General features: G+C 69.8%; 18 protein-coding genes. 1 reads left to right on the forward strand and 17 read right to left on the reverse strand.

Annotation, left to right across the window (positions count from 1 at the left end):
• Positions 1–64 precede the first annotated feature (64 nt).
• Entirely contained in the window at positions 65–433 is a 369-nt protein-coding gene (locus AB1578_00855; GenBank protein MEW6486450.1) for a hypothetical protein, read from the forward strand.
• A 68-nt stretch (positions 434–501) separates the two neighbouring features.
• Here AB1578_00855 and AB1578_00860 read toward each other — a convergent pair whose 3' ends face one another.
• From AB1578_00860 to asnB, 17 genes are all read right to left on the reverse strand, one after another.
• Positions 502–825, reverse strand: coding sequence for a MoaD/ThiS family protein (locus tag AB1578_00860; GenBank protein MEW6486451.1), 324 nt, complete (start codon positions 823–825; stop codon positions 502–504).
• Between the two features lie 71 nt (positions 826–896).
• Complete coding sequence (locus AB1578_00865) at positions 897–2,459, reverse strand: chitobiase/beta-hexosaminidase C-terminal domain-containing protein (GenBank protein ID MEW6486452.1); 1,563 nt, start codon at positions 2,457–2,459, stop codon at positions 897–899.
• Between the two features lie 194 nt (positions 2,460–2,653).
• The gene (locus tag AB1578_00870) at positions 2,654–4,015 is read right to left on the reverse strand and encodes a tetratricopeptide repeat protein (protein MEW6486453.1); all 1,362 of its coding nucleotides are present in this window, start codon (positions 4,013–4,015) and stop codon (positions 2,654–2,656) included.
• Between the two features lie 15 nt (positions 4,016–4,030).
• On the reverse strand, positions 4,031–4,501 hold the full coding sequence (locus AB1578_00875) for a GNAT family N-acetyltransferase (protein MEW6486454.1): 471 nt from the start codon (positions 4,499–4,501) through the stop codon (positions 4,031–4,033).
• 32 nt (positions 4,502–4,533) lie between these two features.
• The gene (locus AB1578_00880) at positions 4,534–5,340 is read right to left on the reverse strand and encodes a hypothetical protein (GenBank protein ID MEW6486455.1); all 807 of its coding nucleotides are present in this window, start codon (positions 5,338–5,340) and stop codon (positions 4,534–4,536) included.
• Positions 5,341–5,370: 30 nt separating this feature from the next.
• Positions 5,371–5,928, reverse strand: a complete 558-nt coding sequence (locus tag AB1578_00885; GenBank protein MEW6486456.1) for a hypothetical protein — start codon at positions 5,926–5,928, stop codon at positions 5,371–5,373.
• Between the two features lie 280 nt (positions 5,929–6,208).
• Positions 6,209–9,007, reverse strand: coding sequence for a type VI secretion system ATPase TssH (tssH, locus tag AB1578_00890; protein ID MEW6486457.1), 2,799 nt, complete (start codon positions 9,005–9,007; stop codon positions 6,209–6,211).
• 36 nt (positions 9,008–9,043) lie between these two features.
• The gene (gene tssG / locus AB1578_00895; GenBank protein ID MEW6486458.1) at positions 9,044–10,075 is read right to left on the reverse strand and encodes a type VI secretion system baseplate subunit TssG; all 1,032 of its coding nucleotides are present in this window, start codon (positions 10,073–10,075) and stop codon (positions 9,044–9,046) included.
• Positions 10,039–11,907 carry a type VI secretion system baseplate subunit TssF gene (gene tssF / locus AB1578_00900; protein ID MEW6486459.1) on the reverse strand — a complete coding sequence of 623 codons (1,869 nt, stop codon included), beginning with the start codon at positions 11,905–11,907 and terminating at the stop codon, positions 10,039–10,041. Before tssF ends, tssG begins: the two co-directional genes overlap by 37 nt.
• The gene (gene tssE, locus AB1578_00905; GenBank protein MEW6486460.1) at positions 11,907–12,422 is read right to left on the reverse strand and encodes a type VI secretion system baseplate subunit TssE; all 516 of its coding nucleotides are present in this window, start codon (positions 12,420–12,422) and stop codon (positions 11,907–11,909) included. The genes tssF and tssE overlap by 1 nt, the downstream gene beginning before the upstream one ends.
• On the reverse strand, positions 12,422–13,222 hold the full coding sequence (locus AB1578_00910) for a type VI secretion system accessory protein TagJ (GenBank protein ID MEW6486461.1): 801 nt from the start codon (positions 13,220–13,222) through the stop codon (positions 12,422–12,424). Before AB1578_00910 ends, tssE begins: the two co-directional genes overlap by 1 nt.
• 63 nt (positions 13,223–13,285) lie before the next feature.
• The gene (locus tag AB1578_00915) at positions 13,286–13,768 is read right to left on the reverse strand and encodes a type VI secretion system tube protein Hcp (GenBank protein MEW6486462.1); all 483 of its coding nucleotides are present in this window, start codon (positions 13,766–13,768) and stop codon (positions 13,286–13,288) included.
• Between the two features lie 94 nt (positions 13,769–13,862).
• The gene (tssC, locus tag AB1578_00920; protein ID MEW6486463.1) at positions 13,863–15,368 is read right to left on the reverse strand and encodes a type VI secretion system contractile sheath large subunit; all 1,506 of its coding nucleotides are present in this window, start codon (positions 15,366–15,368) and stop codon (positions 13,863–13,865) included.
• A gap of 3 nt (positions 15,369–15,371) precedes the next feature.
• The gene (tssB, locus tag AB1578_00925) at positions 15,372–15,896 is read right to left on the reverse strand and encodes a type VI secretion system contractile sheath small subunit (protein ID MEW6486464.1); all 525 of its coding nucleotides are present in this window, start codon (positions 15,894–15,896) and stop codon (positions 15,372–15,374) included.
• A gap of 73 nt (positions 15,897–15,969) precedes the next feature.
• Entirely contained in the window at positions 15,970–17,022 is a 1,053-nt protein-coding gene (tssA, locus tag AB1578_00930; protein MEW6486465.1) for a type VI secretion system protein TssA, read from the reverse strand.
• A 141-nt stretch (positions 17,023–17,163) separates the two neighbouring features.
• A complete protein-coding gene (locus AB1578_00935; protein MEW6486466.1) occupies positions 17,164–18,285 on the reverse strand; it encodes a glycosyltransferase in 1,122 nt (373 codons plus the stop codon).
• An 11-nt stretch (positions 18,286–18,296) separates the two neighbouring features.
• Complete coding sequence (gene asnB / locus AB1578_00940) at positions 18,297–20,279, reverse strand: asparagine synthase (glutamine-hydrolyzing) (GenBank protein ID MEW6486467.1); 1,983 nt, start codon at positions 20,277–20,279, stop codon at positions 18,297–18,299.
• Positions 20,280–20,444: the final 165 nt, after the last annotated feature.

Below are 20,444 nucleotides of genomic sequence, written 5' to 3' on the forward strand. Positions count from 1 at the left end.
CGCACGTTTCTGGAGCCCCTTGCCCGGCAAGACCACGCGGAACGCGAAAGGAGGAGGAACCCAGATGCGGTGTGACCGATGCGGTGCGCAGGTGAGCGCAGACGAAGCGGTGAGTCGCGGGGGCCAGAGACTCTGCGAAGACTGCCTGATGGACGCCCTGAGCCCCGCCAAGGCGTGCGACCCCTGGGCGGTGAAGCTCGCCAAGGGGGCCAAGGACGCGGGAGGCACCGGGGAGCTGAAGGGGCTGGAAAAGGCCCTCTACGACCTCGTGTCCCAAAGGGGACGGGTCCCCAAGGAGGCGGCCGCCTCCCTCCTGGGGGTCCGGCCGGCCGAGGTGGAACGGGCCTTCGCGGTGCTGCGGCACATGGAGCTGCTTCGCGGAGACCGGAGGGCCGACGGCGGGGCAGACCTGGTGCCGTTTGGGGCAGCATAGGATCCGGAGGCGGCGGGGACCTCCTCTCGGGTGCTGCGCCGGACGCGCCTGCGAGGAATTGGCGCGGGCTACCTGGGCGCCTCCCCTTCGGGAATCTCTCCCCGGCCGGCCGCGTAGATGCCCAGCGTGAAGCGGTGGGGGCCGGGAGTGCCGCGGGGAACGAAGGCCACCCGGTCGCCGGGGCGCAGCACGTGGTCGAGCTCTCGCACCACCCGGTTGCAGAAGACCGCCTCGATCTTCTCCAGGGGAAGGCCGAGCTGCCGTGCAACGTCGTCCGCCCGCTTGCCCTCGGGGGGCAGGGACACCTCCAGCTCGGAGGGCTGCCCCCGCTCCCGGGCCAGGGTGTGAAGGCACCCAAGGAGGCGCACCGAGGCTCTGGCAGCTTCGGACACGACTCACCGTCCTTTCCGGGCAGGATGCCTCCGACGGGGAAGCGTGGCGCACGCGAGGAATCGGGGGCGGGCTACTGGGCCCCCTTCCGCTGGAGCTGCTCGAAGCGCGCCTTGAGATCGGCGGCCTCGGCGCGGCGAAGCTTCGCAAGCTCGTTGTCGGGGTCGATGGCGAGCGCCTGGTCCCACTCCGAGATGGCCACGTCGAGCTCCTGGCGCCGGAAAGCGGCCAGGGCCCGCTTGCTGTGGACCTCCACGGCGTCTCGCTTGACCTGGGCCAGACCCTCCTTCGCGGGGCCGTGGCCGGGGTCGAGCTCGAGGGCCTTCTGGAACGCCGAGTAGGCCTTCTCCGGCTCGCCCACCTGGGCGGCCCGGACGCCGTTCTGGTAGATCTGCTCCACCCCGACACGCCTCTCGGCCTCCCGTAGCTTCGCCTGCACCCCGGGGTCTCCCGGGGCCACCGCCGCAGCCCGTTCCAGGACCGCCTGGGCGTCCGCCCAGCGGCCCTCCCCCCCCAGGTCCCGGGCGTGGGAGAGGGAGGCCGAGACCAGGAGCTCCCGCGCCTGGGCGTCCCCGGATTCCCGGGCCAGGGCGGCCTCCAGGCTCGCGAGGGCTCGCGCGTACTGCCCCTGGGCGATCCACTGCCGCTCCTCCCGGTACTTCTCCGCCACCCCGATGGTGTACGTCTCGGAGCGGGTCGCCGAGACATTGCCTGCGGCGTCCAACGCCGCGTACCGGAGCGTTGCGGTCTTCTCGACCCGGAGCGGGCCGTCGTAGATTCGCGCGCGGGCATCGGGGGTCGCACCGTCCAGGGTGTACCGGATCACCGGCGCCGGATCGGTGTCGTCCGAGGCGCTCAAGATGACCGTCACCGATCCCTCGAAGGTGCCTCCGGGAGGGATCGCCGACACCGACGGTGCCATGCGATCGGCCGGGGCGACGGGTGCGCGCACCGCCGGTTCCTTCTGAACGCTGGGCGCAACCGCAGCAGCGGGCGGCGGCGGGCGCGCCGCGGGGGGCTCTGGGACGCGGCTCTTCGGCACGCGCACCACCTGGCCGGCCTTGAGAAGGCTCGGGTTCTCGATGCGGTTGTAACGGGCCACCCCGTAGAAGAGAAGGGGATCGCCCAAGAACTTCTCGGAGATCTTCGACAGGGTGTCGCCGGGCTGCACCGTGTACTCGGTCCACTCCGGCCCGAAGAGGGCTTCCGGGGGCTGTTCGATCTGCTGGAGCAGGCTCAGGGCGGTCTTGTTCTCGGGTTCCCGGCACAGGGCCAGATGGAGCTCGGTGCGGGCCCCGGCGGCATCGCCCCCCTGGAGCGCGTTCACGGCATTGAGCCAGCGCTTTCGGGCGGTGACGGTGTCGCCGGGCGGGCAGAGGAACCGCTCCCCTTCGGGAAGGAGAGCGGGAGGCGGCGCGGGAGGGGGGGGACGAACGGGCTCGGGTCGCGGCACGGGTCGCGCGGCACCGGTGTCTACGGTCGGTCGTTCTGGAACGGCGGGCGACGGCTCGGCGACGGGAACCGGTTCGGGAGGCGCCGGCGGGGCCACCTGGGCCTCCCGGGACGGCGGCGCACCGGCGCACGCTCCCAGGAGGAAGCACAGCACCGCGACCCAGACCCGGGAGTGTCGGTCCATCGACCTTCCCCACCCGGCCACGGGGAGTTTCGAGCCGCACCCCCAGCCGGAAAAATGTCCCACCCAGACACGATCTCGGCGCCATGATGCCAGCATCGGAGCCCCGTGGCAACCGCGGCCCTCGTCGCGCACAGTACCCGACGCACCCCGCATCGCGCCGGAGGACCGCAGGCCGAAGGAGCAGCGTCACCCCCTCAGGGACCTACGGGGGATGTCGCCCTGCGTGCGGTGAAGACGAGCCCCTCCACGGGCTCCCCCGCCTCCTTGCGCAACACGGCTCCCTCGGCCGACTCGACGACCAGGCCCGCCTCCGAGAGTGCCCGGCAGACGTACGTCTCCCCGTGGGTGTACCGGCCGTGGGGCTCCAGGCGAAATCCCGGCCCGGCCTCGGCCTGCCGCTCCACGGTGAAGACCAGCAGCCCCCCGGGCCGCAGGGCCCTTTGCGCCGCGGCGAAGACCGCCTCCAGGTCCCCGAAGTAACACAGGGTGTCGGCGGAGACGATCAGGTCGTAGCGGGCCAAAATCTCCCCGAGGAAGCCCGTGAGCTCCGCTTGGAAGAGCTCGTCGTAGACGCTCAGCCGGCGCGCCCGGGCCAGCATTCCCGGCGAGAGGTCCACCCCGCTCAGGGACCGCGCGTACGGGCGCAGGAATGCCCCGCACAGCCCGGTCCCGCACCCGGCGTCGAGGACGTCCAGGGCTCCGGCCGGCCCCGGCGCGGCCCGGCGCACCGCCTCCGCGACCAACGCGGGGGCATGGTACTCCAGGTCGGCCAGGTGCTCGTCGAAGCTGTCCGCCAGGCGGTCGAACACGGTCGCCACGTAGGCGTCCGAAGCCCTGGGGGGCGCGTCCCCTCCGGCACAGGCAGCGAAGAGGTGGCGGGCTACGGGGTTCTCCGGCTCGCACGAGGCCCAGTCCCGAAAGACGGCCACCGCTTCTTCTACCCTTCCCGCCGCCCGAAGGGCCAGGCCCAGGAACTTGCGCGCGTCGGCGTGCCGGGGGTTCAAAGCGATGGCGCGCCGGTAGGCACCCAGGGACTCCGCGAGCCGCCCCTGCCGCTTGAGCACGTTGCCCAGGTTGTGATGGGCGTCCGCATGGTCAGGATGGAGCGCAATGGCCCGCCGGTAGGCTGCCTCCGCCTCCTCGAGCCGCCCCTGCACCTTGAGAACCACCCCGAGGTTGTTGTGGGCGCCGGCGTGCCGCGGCTCGAGCCGGATCACGTGGCGATAGCAGCCCTGCGCCTCCTCGAACCGCCCCAGTTGCTTGAGCACGTTGCCCAGGTTGCAGTGGGCATCGGCGTAGGAGGGGTCCACCTGGAGCGCGCGCCGGATGAGGGAGAGCCCCTCCTCGTCGTACCCCAGTTGGTGCCGGAGGACCCCGAGGAAGTGCATCGCCCCCGGGTCTTCGGGCACGGCCTCGAGGATGCGCCGATAAAGGGCCTCGGCGTCGGACAGCCGTCCCTGCTGGTGCAGGGCTGTGGCCAGCCGCAGGGCGTCGGCGGCGGTGAGGGCTTCCGTCGTGCCCTGCCCTGGCTCCAGGCCACGGGATCCGGCTTCCATCTCAGCCACGGCGGCTCACCGGAGCCGGTCCCGGTAGATGCCGGGCGTGGAACCCGAGATCTCGATCGCGCCCACGGCCTTGGCGTAGAACTCGGGAGCATCCACACCCCCCACCACGGCGTAGGCGTAGCCTACGCAGGCCATGGCATGGAGGCACGCCAGCAGCAGCCTCTTCCCGATGCCGGCGCCCCGCGCCCCCTCCGCGACCCCCAGGGGGCCGAAGAACCCCCGGCAGGTGGCGTCGTAGCAAGCAAAACCCTGGAGCTCCCCGTCCTTCGTCGCCACGAAGCAGGAGATGGGCCGGTTCCCGAAGGCCACGTCGGCCTCGCTCGCCCACCCCTCCCCGAAGGTCTCCCGCACCCATCCCACGACCCGGTGCTTCTCGTAAGCCCTGGCGGGGCGGACGGTGCACCCCTGCCCCCCAGGTCCCACAGCCCGCGACTCTGGAACGGGGACGTCGTAGAGTTTCACCAGCAAATCCGGCATGGCCGTAGCTTCCTGGCTACTGGGGCACGCGCTCAGCCGCCAAAGGCGGGATCCTGTCGTCCCGCATTTTTCAGATTTGCGAAATTGCTCCATCTCGACGCCAACTGACTGTACAGCCTCTTCTCCAGCGCCACGGTGTCGATATCCAGCTCTCCCCTCTTGTAAAATTGAACATCCATCAGCGTCCCGACCTGAGCATCCAGGCCTCGCTGCCCCCACACTTTTCTGTCACTCTTGAATCGTCGTAGATACCACTCGTCGACCGTATTGGACCAGTTGTCGTTTGGGCGGCCTGGAACCGATCCGAGGACACAGTGACCCATCCTCTGCGTGTAGGCAAAGCCGTCATAGCGATTGAGGTTTCCGATGGCATGCGTCGCCCCGGCAGCCTGCACCCCGACGCGGTCTTCGACCTCGGCACCGGTCGACGTGCGCGCTAGTTTCTTCGCCTCATCGCCCCGCCACTCATTGATTCCCAAGCACAAGGATTGCACGATCCGGTAGTATTGCTCGATGTGCCTCATCTCATGGTAGGCGGTCTTCAGTATCTCACAGAACGCATTCAGGGTGATGTTGTTGTTGTTGAAGTTGGGAGACGAGACATCGATCTCCCAGTCTGACCGAGACATGCTTCCCCCGTCGGCCCCGACGCTATAGGTCACCCCACAAGGGTGGACATTGATGTTCCGGAGCATGCCGCGCACGCACCTCGTCACATACGCCTGCCGGTCGGCGACTCGCGTCCCCACAGACCCAATCGTGTTCCAGCGGTTCCACAAGGTCCTACCCCACCCGGCGAACGTGGTGGCCGACTGCAGTTCATGGAGGCTATCAGGCATGGATGTCCTCCCTTCCTTCCCGAGCTGCGTCTAGAGATCGAAGGTGTCGGCCAACTCCACGTGGCTCACTTTGCCGGGGTATCCCTTCAGTGCCAAGGCAACGACCTTGACCTGGGAGCCTTCGATGAAGGCGAACGCGAAGAGACCGCCGATTCCCGGCCACTTGTCCTGGTATCCCTTGCTCTGCCACGTTCCGACGACGCGCCAACCCGCAGGCGGCGAAGCGATGCAGGCCCGACAGGCCTCGTTGCTGTAGACGTGCGCGCCGAGGATGGCGCCGGCGGGATTTCGCAGAATCGTCAGGTCACAGCCGCCGAACTGGTCACTCACGATGAAGCCGCCGGCCACGGCGACACCGATCGTGACCTTGTTGTCCTTGTTGCGGATGAAGGTCCCGTTTGCGCCCGCGAGGCTGCACGCCTCCAGCGACAGGACCCCGCCCGAGAGGTCGCCGTCCACGGGACCATCGTACATCATGGCCTCGGCGCCGAATCCGGGAAGCCCACTGCCTTCCTTGATCTTGGCCTTGCAGGTCATCTTGATTGTGCAGCCGACACCGCTTGCCACCAAGTTCGACGCAGTCAACATGAGATCTCTCCGTCCTCGTCAGTGGAGTGGGTCGCGCGAGCCTTCTTCAACACGCACGGATCCGCTCCGCCGTCGCGCTCCCGGTCCCATACCCGGTCCCGGAGCGAATGGATACTCCCTCCCCCACCGCTAGCCGAATGCGACCTGGTACACGACGTGCCAATTCGCGTCGTGGGTCAGCAACCTCAGAGCCTGTGAAACAATCTGCTGTGCGACCGGATTGCTTCGTTGCGCACTCGCTCACTCCTCGCCTATCTACTTGATATGTCTCGTCGTTCGCTCATGCGCGCCTCGCACCCCGGTCTGCTCGCGACGATTCTTTCACAGGCTCTCCGTCGAAAGAGTACGCGAACTCTCCTCCCTCCACCGTCACCTCGACCCGTGCCACCGGCTGACCCTCCATCATGTGCGTGAGGATCTCCTGACTCAGGGCCGGCAGCACGGTGTTGGTGAGAATCGCGTCAACCATGCGGCCGCCGCTCTCGAGCTCGGTGCACCTGCTCACGATCAGTTTCACCACCTCGTCGCTGTACATGAAAGGCACCTTGTGGTTCTGGGCGATGCGCTTCTGGATGCGTCCGAGTTGGAGTCGGGTGATGAGGCCGATGACCTCGTCGGTGAGGGGGTAGAAGGGGACGACCACGAGGCGCCCGAGGAGGGCGGGGGGGAAGACCTTGAGGAGGGGCTCGCGCAGGGCCTTGCCCAGGGCCTCCGGGTCGGGCAGGAGGTCCGGGTCGGAGCACACGCTCGTGATGAGCTCGGTGCCCGCGTTGGTGGTGAGGAGGATCAGGGTGTTCTTGAAGTCGATGACCCGGCCCTCCCCGTCCTCCATCCAGCCCTTGTCGAAGACCTGGAAGAAGATCTCGTGGACGTCGGGGTGGGCTTTTTCCACCTCGTCCAGGAGCACCACGCTGTAGGGCCGGCGCCGCACGGCCTCGGTGAGCACGCCCCCCTCCCCGTAGCCCACGTAGCCGGGGGGGGCCCCCTTGAGGGTGGAGACCGTGTGGGCCTCCTGGAACTCGCTCATATTGATGGTGATGACGTTTTGCTCCCCGCCGTAGAGCACCTCGGCCAGGGCCAGCGCGGTCTCGGTCTTCCCCACCCCCGAGGTGCCGGCCAGGAGGAAGACGCCGATGGGCTTGTTGGGGTTGTCGAGGCTCGCCCGGGAGGTCTGGATGCGCTTGGCGATCATCTCCAGGGCGTGGCGCTGGCCCACGATGCGCTGCTCCAGGAGGTCGGGGAGCTTGAGCACGGTCTCGATCTCGTTTCGGACCATGCGCCCCACGGGAATGCCGGTCCAGTCGCCGACCACCGAGGCCACGGCCTGGGCGTCGACGCTGGGCAAGATGAGGGGCCGCTCCCCCTGCAGAGCCGCGAGTTGTGCCTGCACGTCGCGAAGTTGCTGCAACAGCTCCTCGGGCTTCTCCGCCGGCGGTTCGTCGGCCGGCCCCGCGTCCACCGACACGGCCTGGGCCGCGGCCTCTGCCGCCTTCTCCAGGTCGCTCTCGGTGCCCTCCACCACGCCGATTCTGCCCCGCAGCGTCGCGCGCAGCTCCAGGATGCGGTCCACGAGGTCCTTTTCCGCCTTCCACCGCTCCTCCAGGCCGGCGAGCCGTTCCCCCTCTGCGGCAAGCTTCTCGGAAGCCTCCGACTCCCGGGCGGCGGTCTCGACCCCCACGGCCTTCTCGCGCCCGATGATCTCGAGCTCGGTCTCCAGGGCCTCGATGCGCCGGCGGCTGTCGTCCACCTCGGCGGGGACGGCGTGCTGGCTGATGGCCACCCGGGCGCAGGCGGTGTCGAGGAGGCTCACGGACTTGTCCGGGAGCTGCCGGGCAGGGATGTAGCGGTGGGAGAGGCGCACCGCGGCCTCCAGGGCCTCGTCGAGCACCTGCACCCGGTGGTGCTTCTCCAGGGTCGAGGCCAGCCCCCGCATCATGAGGATGGCCTTGTCTTCGCTGGGCTCGGGGACCTGGATCACCTGGAAGCGCCGGGTGAGCGCCGGGTCCTTCTCGATGTGCTTCTTGTACTCGGCCCAGGTGGTGGCGGCCACGGTGCGAAGCGTTCCCCGGGCCAGGGCGGGCTTGAGGAGGTTGGCCGCGTCCCCCGTGCCGGCGGCGCCCCCGGCGCCGATCAGGGTGTGGGCCTCGTCGATGAAGAGGATGATGGGCTGGGGCGAGGCCTGGACCTCCTCGATCACCTGGCGCAGGCGCTGCTCGAACTCCCCCTTCATGCTCGCCCCCGCCTGGAGGAGGCCCACGTCGAGGTTTCGCAGGACCACGTCCCGGAGCGGCGGCGGCACGTCGCCCGCGGCGATGCGCAGCGCAAACCCCTCCACCACCGCCGTCTTTCCCACCCCGGCCTCGCCGGTGAGGATGGGGTTGTTCTGGCGCCGCCGCATGAGGATGTCGACGATCTGGCGGATCTCGTTGTCCCGGCCCACGATGGGGTCGAGCTCCCCCTTGCGGGCCCGCTCGGTCAAGTCCACCGAGAATCGGTGCAGGGCTTCCTGCTTGCCGAGCTGGGGCGGGGGCATGGCGCCGCTGGCCTCGCCGGGTGCGGCCCCGCCCCCCACCCGGAAGCCGTCCTGGGCGGAGAGGGCGGCCTCGGGGGAGCCGGCCACCACCTCGGCAAAGCGGTCGGTCAAGGCATCCACTTTGACCTTCCCGAACTCCGCAGAGATCCCCAGGAGCGCATGAGTGAGCCCCTTGGTCTTGAGGATGCCCACCACCAGGTGGCCCGTGCGGACCTGGGACTCCCCGAAGAGCAGCGTCCCATAGACCCAGCCCCGCTCCACGGCCTCCTCCAGGTGGGAAGAGAGGTCCGAGATGGAGGTGGAGCCCCGGGGCAGCCGGTCCAGGGTCTCGGTGAGGTCCCGGGCCAGGCGCGACGGCTCCAGGCCGAAGTGCTTGACGATGCCGTGGAGGTCGGAGTTGGGCAGCTGGAGGATCTGGTGGATCCAGTGGACGAGCTCCACGTAGGGGTTACCCCGCATCTTGCAGAAGACCGTGGCGCTCTCGATGGCCTGGTAGCCCAGGCGATTGAGCTTGCCGAACAGGGCGACGCGGCTGATGTCACTCATGGGTCAACTCCCTTGCGGGTGCGGAAGGTGCGCGGGTTACGGCCCCGCCCCGAGCGGATCCAGGTAGAGCTCCGCCGGGTCCTCTTGAAGGGGCGCGGTGGTACACCAGGTGGTCCAGCCCAGCTGGGCCCCCTCGCCCAAGCGCAGGGGGGGCACGTCTTCCTTCTTCAGGGCGACCTTCACGTCCCAGGCGAGTTCGTCGCCGATGTAGCCCCGGATCAGGGCGCTCAGGCGCCGCAGGCTCTCGCCCCCCGGGAGCATCCGCTGGTAGTCGGCCAGGGTCAGCGGCCCCAGGACGATCCGGAACTTCTGCTGGTAGTCCCACACCCGGGCCCCGGCGATGGCGGTGGCGCCCAGGGTGCCCGTGTCGGGCGACTCCCCCAGACGGCAGCGGGAGCTCTCGGGGAGCTCGATCCACTGGCCGACGAACGGCTCGATGGCCACGGGCATCCCGAAATACCCGGAGACGAGCGCCCGCAGCCCATCCGCGTGCCGGGTGTGGCACGCGAACTGCCCGGCGTAATGGAGCTTGGCGAGATCGGGCAGGGCATCCCGGTGCCGCAAGGAGGGCATCCCCAGGCCGCACAGGGACCCGACGTAGAGGGCGAAGCGGTCGGCCTCGGGCCGGTCGAACTCCACGGTGGGTTGGGCATTGGCCCAGGCGCGGTAGAAGACGGACAGGAGGCGGTGGTGGAAGAGATCGGCGAACCGGGCGAAGGTGGGGTCGTCGTTCTGGCGCAGCCGGTTTCGGGCGTACTCGGTGAGGTGGAGCGGCAGCGGCCCGTTGGGCCCGAAGAGCCCCAGGAAGAAGACCTCCAGGCGGGCCGGCCCGTCGGACGGCCCCGAACGGAAGGAAGCCAGGGCGGCGGGCGCAAAGGCCAAGCTCGGCTCCTGCCCCAGGCGCACCGGGTCGGCGCTCGCCCGGGCCGACTGGCCCAGCCGGGGACGGTCCTCGTGGGCGCACTCCAGGCGGCGTAGCGCCGAGAAGAAGCCGAAACGGTAGGGTTCCTCCTCCAGTGCCCGCAGAAACGCTACAGCGCGGGCCTCTGGCCCAGCTTCACCGGCCATCGGAAGACCTCGCCGCGATCCAAGGTGCGAAGCACGGTCTCGGTAAACGAGTTGATCGCCACGTAGCGGGCGAAGAAGCGCTCCAGGACGGCCCCCAGCAGGAAGGCCCCGCTGCCCCCGAAGGCGGCCTCGTCCAGGGTGACGGTGACCTCGAGCCCCCGCCCGAAGCTCACGGGGCCCGGCCGGGGAATCCTCCGGTGGATGGGTGCGCAGGAGACCGAGCGCACGCCCTCGATCTGCTTTCGGACACCGGCCTCCCCCGGGCTGTACAGGGCCAGGAGCTCCCGCAGCGCCCCCGCTCCTTCCTTTTCACCGCTGTCGGTGAGGGACAGATAGTTGAGCGAGAGGTGGCTGATGAGGCGCCACGCCGTCTCCCCATCCGCGTGGGAAGGCCGGGGCTTGGTGGGCCCCGCCAAGCAGCGCACGGCGCGCACGGGGGCGCTCGTCTGCAGGGTGAAGTCGGTGCGCCCCTGGCCCACGGCCACTTGCAGGGGCAGATCCCGGTTGGTGCACCAGGTGCCCACCCCGAGCTGGCGCAGCTCCGAGCGGTAGGGCGCCTCGTCGGCGTCCACCAGGGACAGGAAGACCTCGCTCCCCGTGTAGGGAGAACGGGCGCCGTACCGGCGCTGCTTGGCCGAGAGAAGACGGGGCTCCCGGCGCTGGGTGAAGTAGGCCCGGTGTTCTCCGACCCCGGCCGCGTCCCGGGCGCCGTAGAAGGGGAGGAACTCCTGCTTCTGGTCGGCGCCGGTGCCGTAGCCCACCGCACCGGTGACCTGGTACACCTCGAAGTCCAGGGGGCGGGTCCGGTCGGGCAGCACGTGGTACTCGTGGTCGCGCTCCCCCAGGTGGATCCGGTCGGCCTGCTTGGGAAACAGGTTTACGGCCGGGGTGCAGAAGAGGGCAAACTGGGTGCGGTCCACCGCGCTCTCCAGAAAGGGATCGCTGCGGTCGAGGAGCACCGTGACCTCCAGAAGGTCCTCCCGACAGCGGCGCACCGCCTCTCCGAGCCCGCCGACCTCGATGAACCGGAAGCGCTCGGGGAACGCGAAGTACTCCTGGAGCAGCCGATAACCCTGGAACGACCGGGGACCCCAGGGCAGGAGCGCCTCGGCATCCTCGAAGCCGAGGCACCGGATCCGGGAGCGGGGCACCACCTCCCGCCAAGCGGGGGACCGGCCCCCCGGCTGAACCAGCACCCCGACGCCGTTGGCCGCGACGCGCTCGTAGAGCTGCAAGGGCAGCTCGCTCGTTCCCCGCAGGTACAGCGCGAGGCGATCCAGGCGCAGCTTGTCGAAGGAGCCCCCCCCCGTGGTGCGCAGGCGCAGCCGAAGACCCGCCCGAACCCCCGGGACGGCCCCCGCCCCGAAGGCGCCCCCACCCCCGGTCACGTAGGCGGCCTCGGCGAGCTCCAGGGGCCAGAGGGTCACGTCGTGGGCTGTGCGGTACTCGCACGGGGTCTGCTCGCCCTTGGCGAGCGGGGTGCGCAGCGCGCTGCCCCGGGGCACCACGAAGCCCTCCTGGAGGCTTCCCTCGGTGGGGTCGGGCTGGAGCTCCACCACCGCCATGGAGGGCGTGGGGGCCAGATAGTGGGGATAGACGAGCTCCAGGAGGTGCCGGGTGAACCGGGGAAACTCCGCGTCGAGCTTGAGCTGCACCCGGGCGGTGAGAAAGGCGAACCCCTCCAGGAGACGTTCCACGTAGGGGTCGCTGCACTCCAGGCCTTCCAGGCCGAGCCGGGCGGCGACCTTCGGGAACTCCTTGGCGAACTCCCCGCCCATCTCCCGGACGAACTGGAGCTCCCGGTTGTAGTAGCGCAGCAAACGGGGGTCCATCAGCCGCCGCTCCCCCGGGACTCGGTGACCCGGGCGCTCCCCGCCTCCAGGTCGAACTCGGTGCGCAGGAGCAGGTGCAGGGGCACCGGCTCGGCCCAGAGCTCACCCTCGATCTCGAAGGCGATGACGTTGTGGGAGGCGTCGTCCGCGCTCTCCACTGCCCGCACCGAGAGGGAGTTTCGCAGGATGCGCGGCTCGAAGTCCCAGATGGCCTGCCGGAGCGCCCGCTCCACCTCCCTCAGATCGGCGCTCGCCGCGGTGCGGCCGGCGAGATCCGGCACGCCGTAGTTGAGCACGGAGCGGGCCGCCAGGGGGAAGGCCGAGAGGTCCTGTGCCGCTTCCAGATTGCCGCAGTTGAGCAGCCAGGAGAGGTCGCGCTTGACCCCTTCCCGGAGCTTCCCGATGGAGAGCACGCGCCGCTCCCGGGCCTCCACCTGCTTCTGGGGCTCGTCGTCGGTGAGGCGGTCCAGGAGGGAAGGTTGCAGGCGCTCCTGCCGGCGGCCGGTCTCCGCCATCAGGCGGCACTCTCCGGCGCATCCAGCACGACCGAGCGCAGCGCCATGAGCGGATGCTCCCCGCCGTCGGTGGCGAGCATCCGCTGCCCGAGCCCCGCGAACTGGCCATCCTCCTGGGCCCACTCGGTGCGGCGCGCCAGCACGATCCGGGGGTCTTCGCTCGCCTCCGACCCGGGGTAGCGGGTGGGGATCAGCCCCACGCTCTCGCCCCCGTTGACCCACCGGAAGGCCGCGGGCGTCCACACCACGTCGCGCAGGTCGGCGGGCTCCTCGATGCGGAGCTCGGCGATCCGGTGGAAGGGAACCCAGTAGTAGCGCCCGTTGACGATGGCCTCGAGGACCGGCCCCAGGCGCGGATCCGCGTCGGCGATCCAGGCAAACCGGGTGCCGTCCGCCTCGCCGGAGGTGGCCGGCGCCCCGTCGAAGGCCTCGTCCCGCAGCGCCTGGGCCTGAGCGTGCTTCCCCTGCGCCCCCACGCGCACGGCTTCGACCAGGAGCGCGAGCCAGGGCTCCGGCTCCCCGAAGAGGAGCGGGGAGCGGTGGCCCCCAAACACCTGGGCGCGCAGCGCCTCGCAGCGAAGCGCCTCCCGATAGGTCTGCACCATGGCCAGAGCGCCGGCGTCGAGCTCTCCCGCCACCGTGAGCTGGTTCAGCGCCCGGTCCCACTGCCCCAGGACGGCGAGCAACTGGAAGAGGAAGATGCGAAGCCTGGCGTTGCCGGGGTCGCCCCGCACCGCCCGCTGGAGCGCAGCCAGGGCTTCTCCGGGGTTTCCCTCCTTGAGGTGCTGCTCCGCAAGCATGGGGCGCTCTCTCCTGCTCGAGGGCGCCGGGCCGCCCCCTGGGGCGGAGCGACCCGGCTGCTCTCACACCTTCTCGTTTTTCGCGATGTCCCAGCCCATCTTCACGGCCGCGTCCCCGGAGCCGTCGGGCTTCTGGGGGACGTAGTCGCAGGAGAACTTGGCAAAGTTGAGCGTCACGTTCTCGGTCAGTCGGTCCTCCCCGCCGCTCCCGCCCGTGGAGACGGAGGTGACCATCACCTTCTCCATCTTGATCTTCAGGTACTCCAGGGGCTTCTCCCCCGCCTTGCGCACGGTTAGGAGCGCCTCCGGGTACTGCTTGCCGTTGCAGCACATGAGGAAGAGCACCGGAGAGGCCTTGTCTACCCATTTGGTAAAGGACAGGTCCTGCACACTCACCTTGCCGGCGCCCCCGCCCCCCCCTCCGTGAAACGTGCCCGACTGGGACATGCCCCAGCTCCAGGCGAGCACGTCGATCTCGTCCTTGTGCTTGGAGTCCTGGGACTCACCCTTGATGTCGCCGATCTTGATGAACATGTCCATCGCCATGGCCCTTCTCCTTTCCGCGACTGCTCGCGCTCCAGAACCGCACTTGCCGTTTCTGCCGGGGTGCGCCCCGGGGCCCCGGCGCCCCATTCACCCCCTATCCGCCCCCCTTGGCCGAGGGCAGCTTCGAGACGAGCCGCAGCGACACCGTGAGCCCTTCGAGCTGGTAATGGGGCCGCAGGTAGAACTTGGAGGTGTAGTAGCCGGGGTTGCCCTCCACCTCCTCCACCACCACCTCGGCGGACGCCAGGGGCTTCATGGCCTTGGTCTCCTCGCTGGAGTGGGCGGGGTCCCCGTCCACGTACTGGAGGATCCAGTCCTGGAGCCAGCGCTGCATCTCCTCGCGCTCCTTGAACGACCCGATCTTGTCCCGCACGATGCACTTCAAGTAGTGGGCAAACCGGCAGCTCGCGAAGAGATAGGGGAAGCGCGCCGCCAGGTTGGCGTTGGCCGTGGCGTCGGGGTCGCTGTACTCCGCGGGCTTCTGGAGGGACTGGGCGCCGATGAACGCGGCGAAGTCGGTGTTCTTCTTGTGCACCAGGGGCATGAAGCCGTTCTTGGCGAGCTCGGCCTCCCGCCGGTCGCTGATGGCGATCTCGGTGGGGCACTTCATGTCGACCCCCCCGTCGTCGGTGGGGAAGGTGTGGGTGGGCAGGCCCTCCACCGCCCCCCCCGACTCCACGCCCCGGATGCGGGAGCACCAGCCATAGAGCTTGAAGGCGCGGTTGATGTTCACGGCCATGGCGTAGGCCGCGTTGGCCCAGGTGTACTTGTCGTGGCGGGCGCCCTCCACGTCCTCCTCGAAGTCGAACTCCTCCACGGGGCTGGTGCGGGCGCCGTAGGGCAGCCGCGCCAGGAAGCGCGGCATGGCCAGGCCGATGTAGCGGGCGTCCTCCGACTCCCGCAGGGAACGCCACGCCGCGTACTCGGGCGTTTGGAAGATCTTGGTGAGGTCCCGCGGGTTGGCGAGCTCCTGCCAGGAGTCCATCTGCATCACCGTGGGCGCCGCCGCCGTAAGGAAGGGCGCGTGGGATGCCGCCGAGACCTGGGCGATCTGTCCCAGGAGCTCCACGTCGGGCGGGCTGTGGTCGAAGGTGTAGTCGCCCACGAGGCAGCCGAAGGGCTCGCCCCCGAACTGACCGTACTCCTCCTCGTAGAGCTTCTTGAACAGCGGGCTCTGGTCCCAGGCCGTGCCCTTGTACTTCTTGAGCGTCTTTCCGAGCTCCTTTTTCGAGATGTTCAGGACGCGGATCTTGAGCATCTCGTCGGTCTCGGTGTTGTTGACCAGGTAGTGGAGTCCCCGCCACGCACCCTCGAGCTGCTGGAAGTCCTCGTGGTGGAGGATGCGGTTGACCTGCTCGGTGAGCTTGCGGTCGATCTCGGCGATGATCGCCGAGATCGTCGTCAGGGCATCCTCGGAGACGAGCCGGGTCTGGGCCAGGGCCTGGGCCGCCAGGGTGCGCACCGCAGTTTCCACCGCTTCCCGGGCCTGGTCGGACTTGGGCTTGAACTCCTTCTGGAGCAGGGACGCAAACTCGCTCACCTCGGCAACCGCAGCGGCAGGCTGGGCTCCCGCCTGGGCCTGGGTCTTCTCCTCCGCCATGGCTCAGCCCTCCTCTTTCGCAGGTGCGTCGGTCTGGGGCTTGGGCGCCGACGCCAGCGCCTGGAGGAGCGCCGGGTCCTGGAGAACCTTCGCGATGAGCTCCTCGGCACCGGTCTTCCCGTCCATGTACGTCATGAGGTTCGAGAGCTGGGTGCGGGCCTGGAGGAGCTGGTTCAAGGCATCGACCTTGCGGGCCACGGCCGCGGGGGAGAAGTCGTCCATGCTCTCGAAAGTGATGTCCACGTTGAGGTTGCCCTCCCCCGTGAGGGTGTTGGGCACCTGGAACGCCACCCGGGGCTTCATGGCCTTGAGGCGCTCGTCGAAGTTGTCCACGTCGATCGAGAGCATCTTGCGGTCAGCCACGGGGGCGAGGGGCTCGGCGGGCTTGCCCGAGAGGTCGGCCAGCACCCCCATGACGAAGGGAAGCTGGATCTTCTTCTCGGCCCCGTAGAGCTCCACGTCGTACTCGATCTGGACCCGGGGCGCCCGGTTGCGGGCAATGAACTTCTGGCTGCTCATCTTGGCCAAGTCTCACCTCCTCCGGCGTGCGTGCCGCGCCTGCCCACTTCGTGTCACCTGCTTACTTCAAGTGCGTTTCCTGTCAACCCCCCTCCTCGGGGCCGCGGATCGTCTCCACCTGTGCGACGCCGTCGGGGGCGAGATCCCGAACGATCTCCAGGAAGCTCTTGGAGACCAGCCGCTGGGCCCTGCGGAGCAGGAGCGGCACAGGGCTCGAGGGCTCGTGGCGGGCGAAGTACTCGCAGACCCCGTCGAGCGCCCGCACCACGTCCTCGCGGGTCGCGATCTGGCCAGGAGCGGCAGGGGCGACGGCAGGCCGCGCCGCTGCCCCGGCAGGAGCCCCCTGGACGGCAGATCCCCCGTCGGCTGCCGCACCCCCGGAAACCCCGCGTTTGCCCAGCGCCTCGTCCACCACCTTGGCCCCGCTTCGCAGGAGTTCCCGAAGCTCCTCCAGGTCCGGCGCCTGCGCCGCTCCCACCTGCTCGGTCACCAGGGTCTCGATGCCGGTCACGCCCTCCAGGCAGCGTCCGAGTACCCGTGCCGTCTCCTGGAGCGCCCCGAGCTCGCACCCCCGGAAGGCGGCCTCCACGACGCCGGGGTCCGGGGGTGCTCCCGCCCCCGGCGGAAGCGCCAGGAGGCCGGTGGCCGCCTGCACGTCGCGCAGGCTGTACCGGCCCAGGGCGGGGGAGGCGACCAGGGGCGCCTCGCGCACCGCGCGCAGGGTCGCCTCGGGATCCCGCAGCGACGCGATACAGTTCACGCGCAGGGTCGGATCGTTGTCGTCCTCCGGGTCGAGCCGGGGGTGCAGCCCTTCCCAGTACCGTTCCACGAGCCCTTTCACTAGGTCCAGGCCGTCGGCAAGGCCCGCCAGGCCGTCGGTACGCGCCAGGGCCCGGGCGAGGTACACTGCCGCTCGCAGGTCCTTGCTCCAGCCCAGGAGAGCCGCCGCCTGCTTCTTCACGGCGCTCCAATCCGGCGCCTCGGCGGGAATGACCGTGTCGCCATACTGCTGCTCGGGTTTGCCTTGGGCGGCGCGTTCCAACTCGCCGAAGGCAGGGTCGTATTCCAGGTTCTCCCCGCAGGGGTCGGCCCCGGGCACCGGCTGCAGCAGCTCCTCCACGTCGATCGCGCTCATGGGAGATCCTCGGCTCCAGGTGTTCGGTCTTCCCGCGGGGCATCTCCTGCCTGGCTGCAAATAGAACACGCGTCCATCAACTGTCAATGGGTGGAAAAGGACCGGTGGGTCCTTCCCGCGGCTCGGCGACGAGGGGCCCCGTCAGCCTCCGTCCCGTCGCCTGCACCGTGCCGCCACCCGTGCCCAGACCGCCTCGTAGGACGCCACCATGCGGTCCACCGCGAAGCGCTCGAGAACCCGTGCCCTTCCCGCCTCGCCGTGGGTTCGGGCCGCTTCGGGCTGGGCTCGGTAGTGCTCCAGGGCGGCGGCCAGGGCGAGTGCGTCTCCCGGCGGCACCAGGGCTCCCGTGAGCCCGTCCTGCACGAGCTCCGGGTTTCCCCCCACCCGGGTCGCCACCACCGGCAGCCCCGCGGCCATCGCCTCGAGGATGGTGTTGGAGATCCCCTCGTTGCGGGAGGGCAGCACGAACACGTCCAGGACACGCAGGAGCTCGGGCACCTCCCGGCGGTCCCCCAGGAAGAGCACCCCCTCCCCCGCCTCCGACTCCAGGCGCGAGCGCTCGGGCCCGTCGCCCAACACGAGGAGGCGCGCGCCGACGTCGGCCGCATGCAGCCGGGAGAAGGCGCGAAACAAGGTGGCATGGTCCTTGATGGGGTCGAGCCGGCCCACCACCCCAAGGACGAAGGAGTTCGGGGCAATCCCCAGGGTCTCGCGCAAGGCCTGCCCTTCGGGCCCCGGCCGGTATCGCAGGGCGTCGATGCCGTTGTAGATCTGGGTAATGGGCCGGCGCACGCCCACCTCCCGGCGCAGCCAGCCCACCATGGCCTGGGAAACGCAGGTGTACTCCCGCACCCAGCGCTGCACGAAACGGCGCACCCGGAGCCTCCGGGGGCTCGAGCCCTCCGGGTCGTCCATGCCCCAGCCGTGCTCGCCGTGGACCACGTCTTGGAGGCCCGCCAGGCGCGCCGCAAGGACGCCGTCGATCCCGCTCCAGTTGCGGGTGTGGACCACGTCGGGGGCGAGCCGGCGCAGCACCCGGCTCAGGCGCCAGAGAAAGGCCGGCGAGTTGCCTGGCGGCTTCCCGAGCGCCACCACCGGAGTCGCCGGCGGCAGCAGGCGCTCCGACGCGCCGGACCCGGTCAGGCACACCACCGTGTGCGCGAACCCCGGCGAAGCGCCGCGCACCACCGTGGCGATGCCCTTCTCGAGGCCTCCGGTGCCGAAGGAGTAGAGGACGTGGGCGACGCGGACCGGTGCCGGCACGGGGTACCCCCCTACCCCCCCGGAGCCTGGACGAACCGCCGGTGCCACAGGTTGAGCATCATCACGACCCAGAGCTCCGTGGCGCGGTTGCGCAGCCCGCTCTGGTGCTCGCTCCAGAGCCGTTCCAGGTAGGTGCGGTCCAGGTAGTCCCGGGTGGCGCCGCCCTCCAACACGAGGTCTCGGCCGTACTCCCTGAGATCTCCCCGGAGCCACTCCAGGATCGGCACCCCGAAGCCCATCTTCTTGCGATACAGGATGTCGTCGGGCAGGTAGCGCTTGAGGGCCTTCTTGAAGATGTGCTTTCCCTCCAGGCCCACGAGCTTCAGGCGGGCCGGAATGCGGGCGGCACACTCCATGAAGACGTGGTCGAGCACGGGGCAGCGCACCTCCAGGGAGACCGCCATGCTGGCCCGGTCGACCTTGGTGAGGATGTCCTCGGTGAGGTAGGTCTTGATGTCGAGATACTGGATCCTGGAGAGGTGGTCCGGGGCCGGCGCCCGGGCGTAGATCTCGCGGAAGAGGTCCCCCGTGCGATACCCGCCCAGGGCGCGGACCGCGTCGCGGCTCAGGACCTCGCCCTTGTCCCCGTCCTTGAAGGCGCTCACCGAGTGGAAGTAGGCGTCCGCGGGCTCCCGGGCCACGTTGGAGAGGAACGCCTTGCCCCGGAAGACCCGGGGAAGGTAGTCGGCCTTGGGGTAGAGCCGCCCGATCAGGCCGAAGATCGGCCGGCGCAGGGGGGAGGGCACGGCGTTGCGCACCAGGGTCTCCCGGGCGTCCATGTAGTAGCGGCGGTACCCCGCGAAGTTCTCGTCGCCCCCGTCCCCCGAGAGGGACACGGTGACGTTCTCCCGGGCGACCTTGGAGACGTAGTAGGTGGGCACCGCCGAGGAGTCGGCGAAGGGCTCGTCGTAGTGCCAGGCCAGCTCCTCGATGACCGGCACCGCGTCGGGGGTCACGTGGAATTCGTGGTGGTCGGTCCGGTAGAGCTCGGCCACCCGGCGGGCGTGCGCCGCCTCGTCGTAGGCCGCCACGCTGAACGAGATCGAGTTGGTGAGCACCGGCCTGCCGGGGGAGGCCCGGGCCATGAGGGCCACGACCGCCGAAGAGTCAACCCCCCCGGAGAGGAACGCCCCGAGCGGCACCTCGCTGATCATCCGCAGCCGCGTGGCCTCTTCGAGGACGCCCAGGAGCTCCTCGATCACCTCCTCCTCGGAGCGGTCTTCCCGAGGCTCGAAGGTGAGGTCCCAGTAGGGCGCCACGGCCACGCCGTCTCGGGTCACCAGGGCCGAGTGGGCCGCGGGGAGCTTGCGGACTGCGCGAAAGATGGACTTGGGGGAGGGAACGTAGAGCAGGGAGAGGTAGTCCGAAAGCGCCGTGAGATCCAGGTCTCGGGGCACCCCGGGCGCTCCGAGGACGGCCTTGAGCTCCGACCCGAAGACGAACCGGTCGGCGTCGGCCAGGTAGTACAGGGGCTTCTTCCCCACCCGGTCCCGGGCGAGCCAGAGCACCTGGCGGCGCTCGTCCCAGAGGGCGAAGGCGAACATCCCGCGGAACCGCTTCACCGCCTCGGCGCCCCACTCCTCCCAGGCGTGGACGATGACCTCCGTGTCCGAGTGGGTACGGAACCGGTGCCCCAGGACTTGGAGCTCCCGGTGCAGCTCCTGGAAATTGTAGATCTCCCCGTTGAAGGAGACCCAGACCGTGCCGTCCTCATTTGCCAGGGGCTGTTGCCCGGTGGAGAGGTCGATGATGGAGAGCCGCCGGTGCCCCAGGCCCACGTTGCCGGCGCCCTTGGCGAGCCCCCCCCGCAGGGGCGGCGGGCCCTCGGCCCCGGCCTTCTCCCCCAGCGCCGCTGCCCAGCCCTCCGAGGGCCCGTTGACGAAATACCCTTCCTCGTCGGGTCCCCGGTGGACCAGGGTCCGGGTCATGCGCACGAGCACATCCGGGGCCACCGGAGCCCCGTTGCGATGATAGATGCCCGCGATGCCGCACATGCCGGTTCCCCCGAGAGGAGTGGAGGCTCTGGGACGGCCGTTTGTAGCACGCACGCAAAGACCGTTGCAATTCGGGGCGGCGCCGTCGGGTGCCGCACAACCGCACCCCGCCCCTGACGGGAGTGCCGTGGCTCGCCCCCCGCGGGAATCGGGACCGAGAACGGG

This window comes from Thermodesulfobacteriota bacterium, assembly GCA_040756475.1.
Lineage (GTDB): Bacteria > Desulfobacterota > Deferrisomatia > Deferrisomatales > JACRMM01 > JBFLZB01.

Bases quoted from the DNA above. Each gene is read 5' to 3' on its own strand.
- AB1578_00880 (MEW6486455.1), bottom strand. From the start codon at position 5,340: ATGCCTGATAGCCTCCATGAACTGCAGTCGGCCACCACGTTCGCCGGG.
- tssA (MEW6486465.1), bottom strand. From the start codon at position 17,022: ATGAGCGCGATCGACGTGGAGGAGCTGCTGCAGCCGGTGCCCGGGGCC.
- asnB (MEW6486467.1), bottom strand. From the start codon at position 20,279: ATGTGCGGCATCGCGGGCATCTATCATCGCAACGGGGCTCCGGTGGCC.
- tssC (MEW6486463.1), bottom strand. From the start codon at position 15,368: ATGGCGGAGGAGAAGACCCAGGCCCAGGCGGGAGCCCAGCCTGCCGCT.
- tssE (MEW6486460.1), bottom strand. From the start codon at position 12,422: ATGGCGGAGACCGGCCGCCGGCAGGAGCGCCTGCAACCTTCCCTCCTG.
- tssH (MEW6486457.1), bottom strand. From the start codon at position 9,007: ATGAGTGACATCAGCCGCGTCGCCCTGTTCGGCAAGCTCAATCGCCTG.
- AB1578_00870 (MEW6486453.1), bottom strand. From the start codon at position 4,015: ATGGAAGCCGGATCCCGTGGCCTGGAGCCAGGGCAGGGCACGACGGAA.
- AB1578_00865 (MEW6486452.1), bottom strand. From the start codon at position 2,459: ATGGACCGACACTCCCGGGTCTGGGTCGCGGTGCTGTGCTTCCTCCTG.
- AB1578_00875 (MEW6486454.1), bottom strand. From the start codon at position 4,501: ATGCCGGATTTGCTGGTGAAACTCTACGACGTCCCCGTTCCAGAGTCG.
- tssG (MEW6486458.1), bottom strand. From the start codon at position 10,075: ATGGCCGGTGAAGCTGGGCCAGAGGCCCGCGCTGTAGCGTTTCTGCGG.
- AB1578_00910 (MEW6486461.1), bottom strand. From the start codon at position 13,222: ATGCTTGCGGAGCAGCACCTCAAGGAGGGAAACCCCGGAGAAGCCCTG.
- tssF (MEW6486459.1), bottom strand. From the start codon at position 11,907: ATGGACCCCCGTTTGCTGCGCTACTACAACCGGGAGCTCCAGTTCGTC.
- AB1578_00885 (MEW6486456.1), bottom strand. From the start codon at position 5,928: ATGTTGACTGCGTCGAACTTGGTGGCAAGCGGTGTCGGCTGCACAATC.
- AB1578_00855 (MEW6486450.1), top strand. From the start codon at position 65: ATGCGGTGTGACCGATGCGGTGCGCAGGTGAGCGCAGACGAAGCGGTG.
- AB1578_00915 (MEW6486462.1), bottom strand. From the start codon at position 13,768: ATGGCGATGGACATGTTCATCAAGATCGGCGACATCAAGGGTGAGTCC.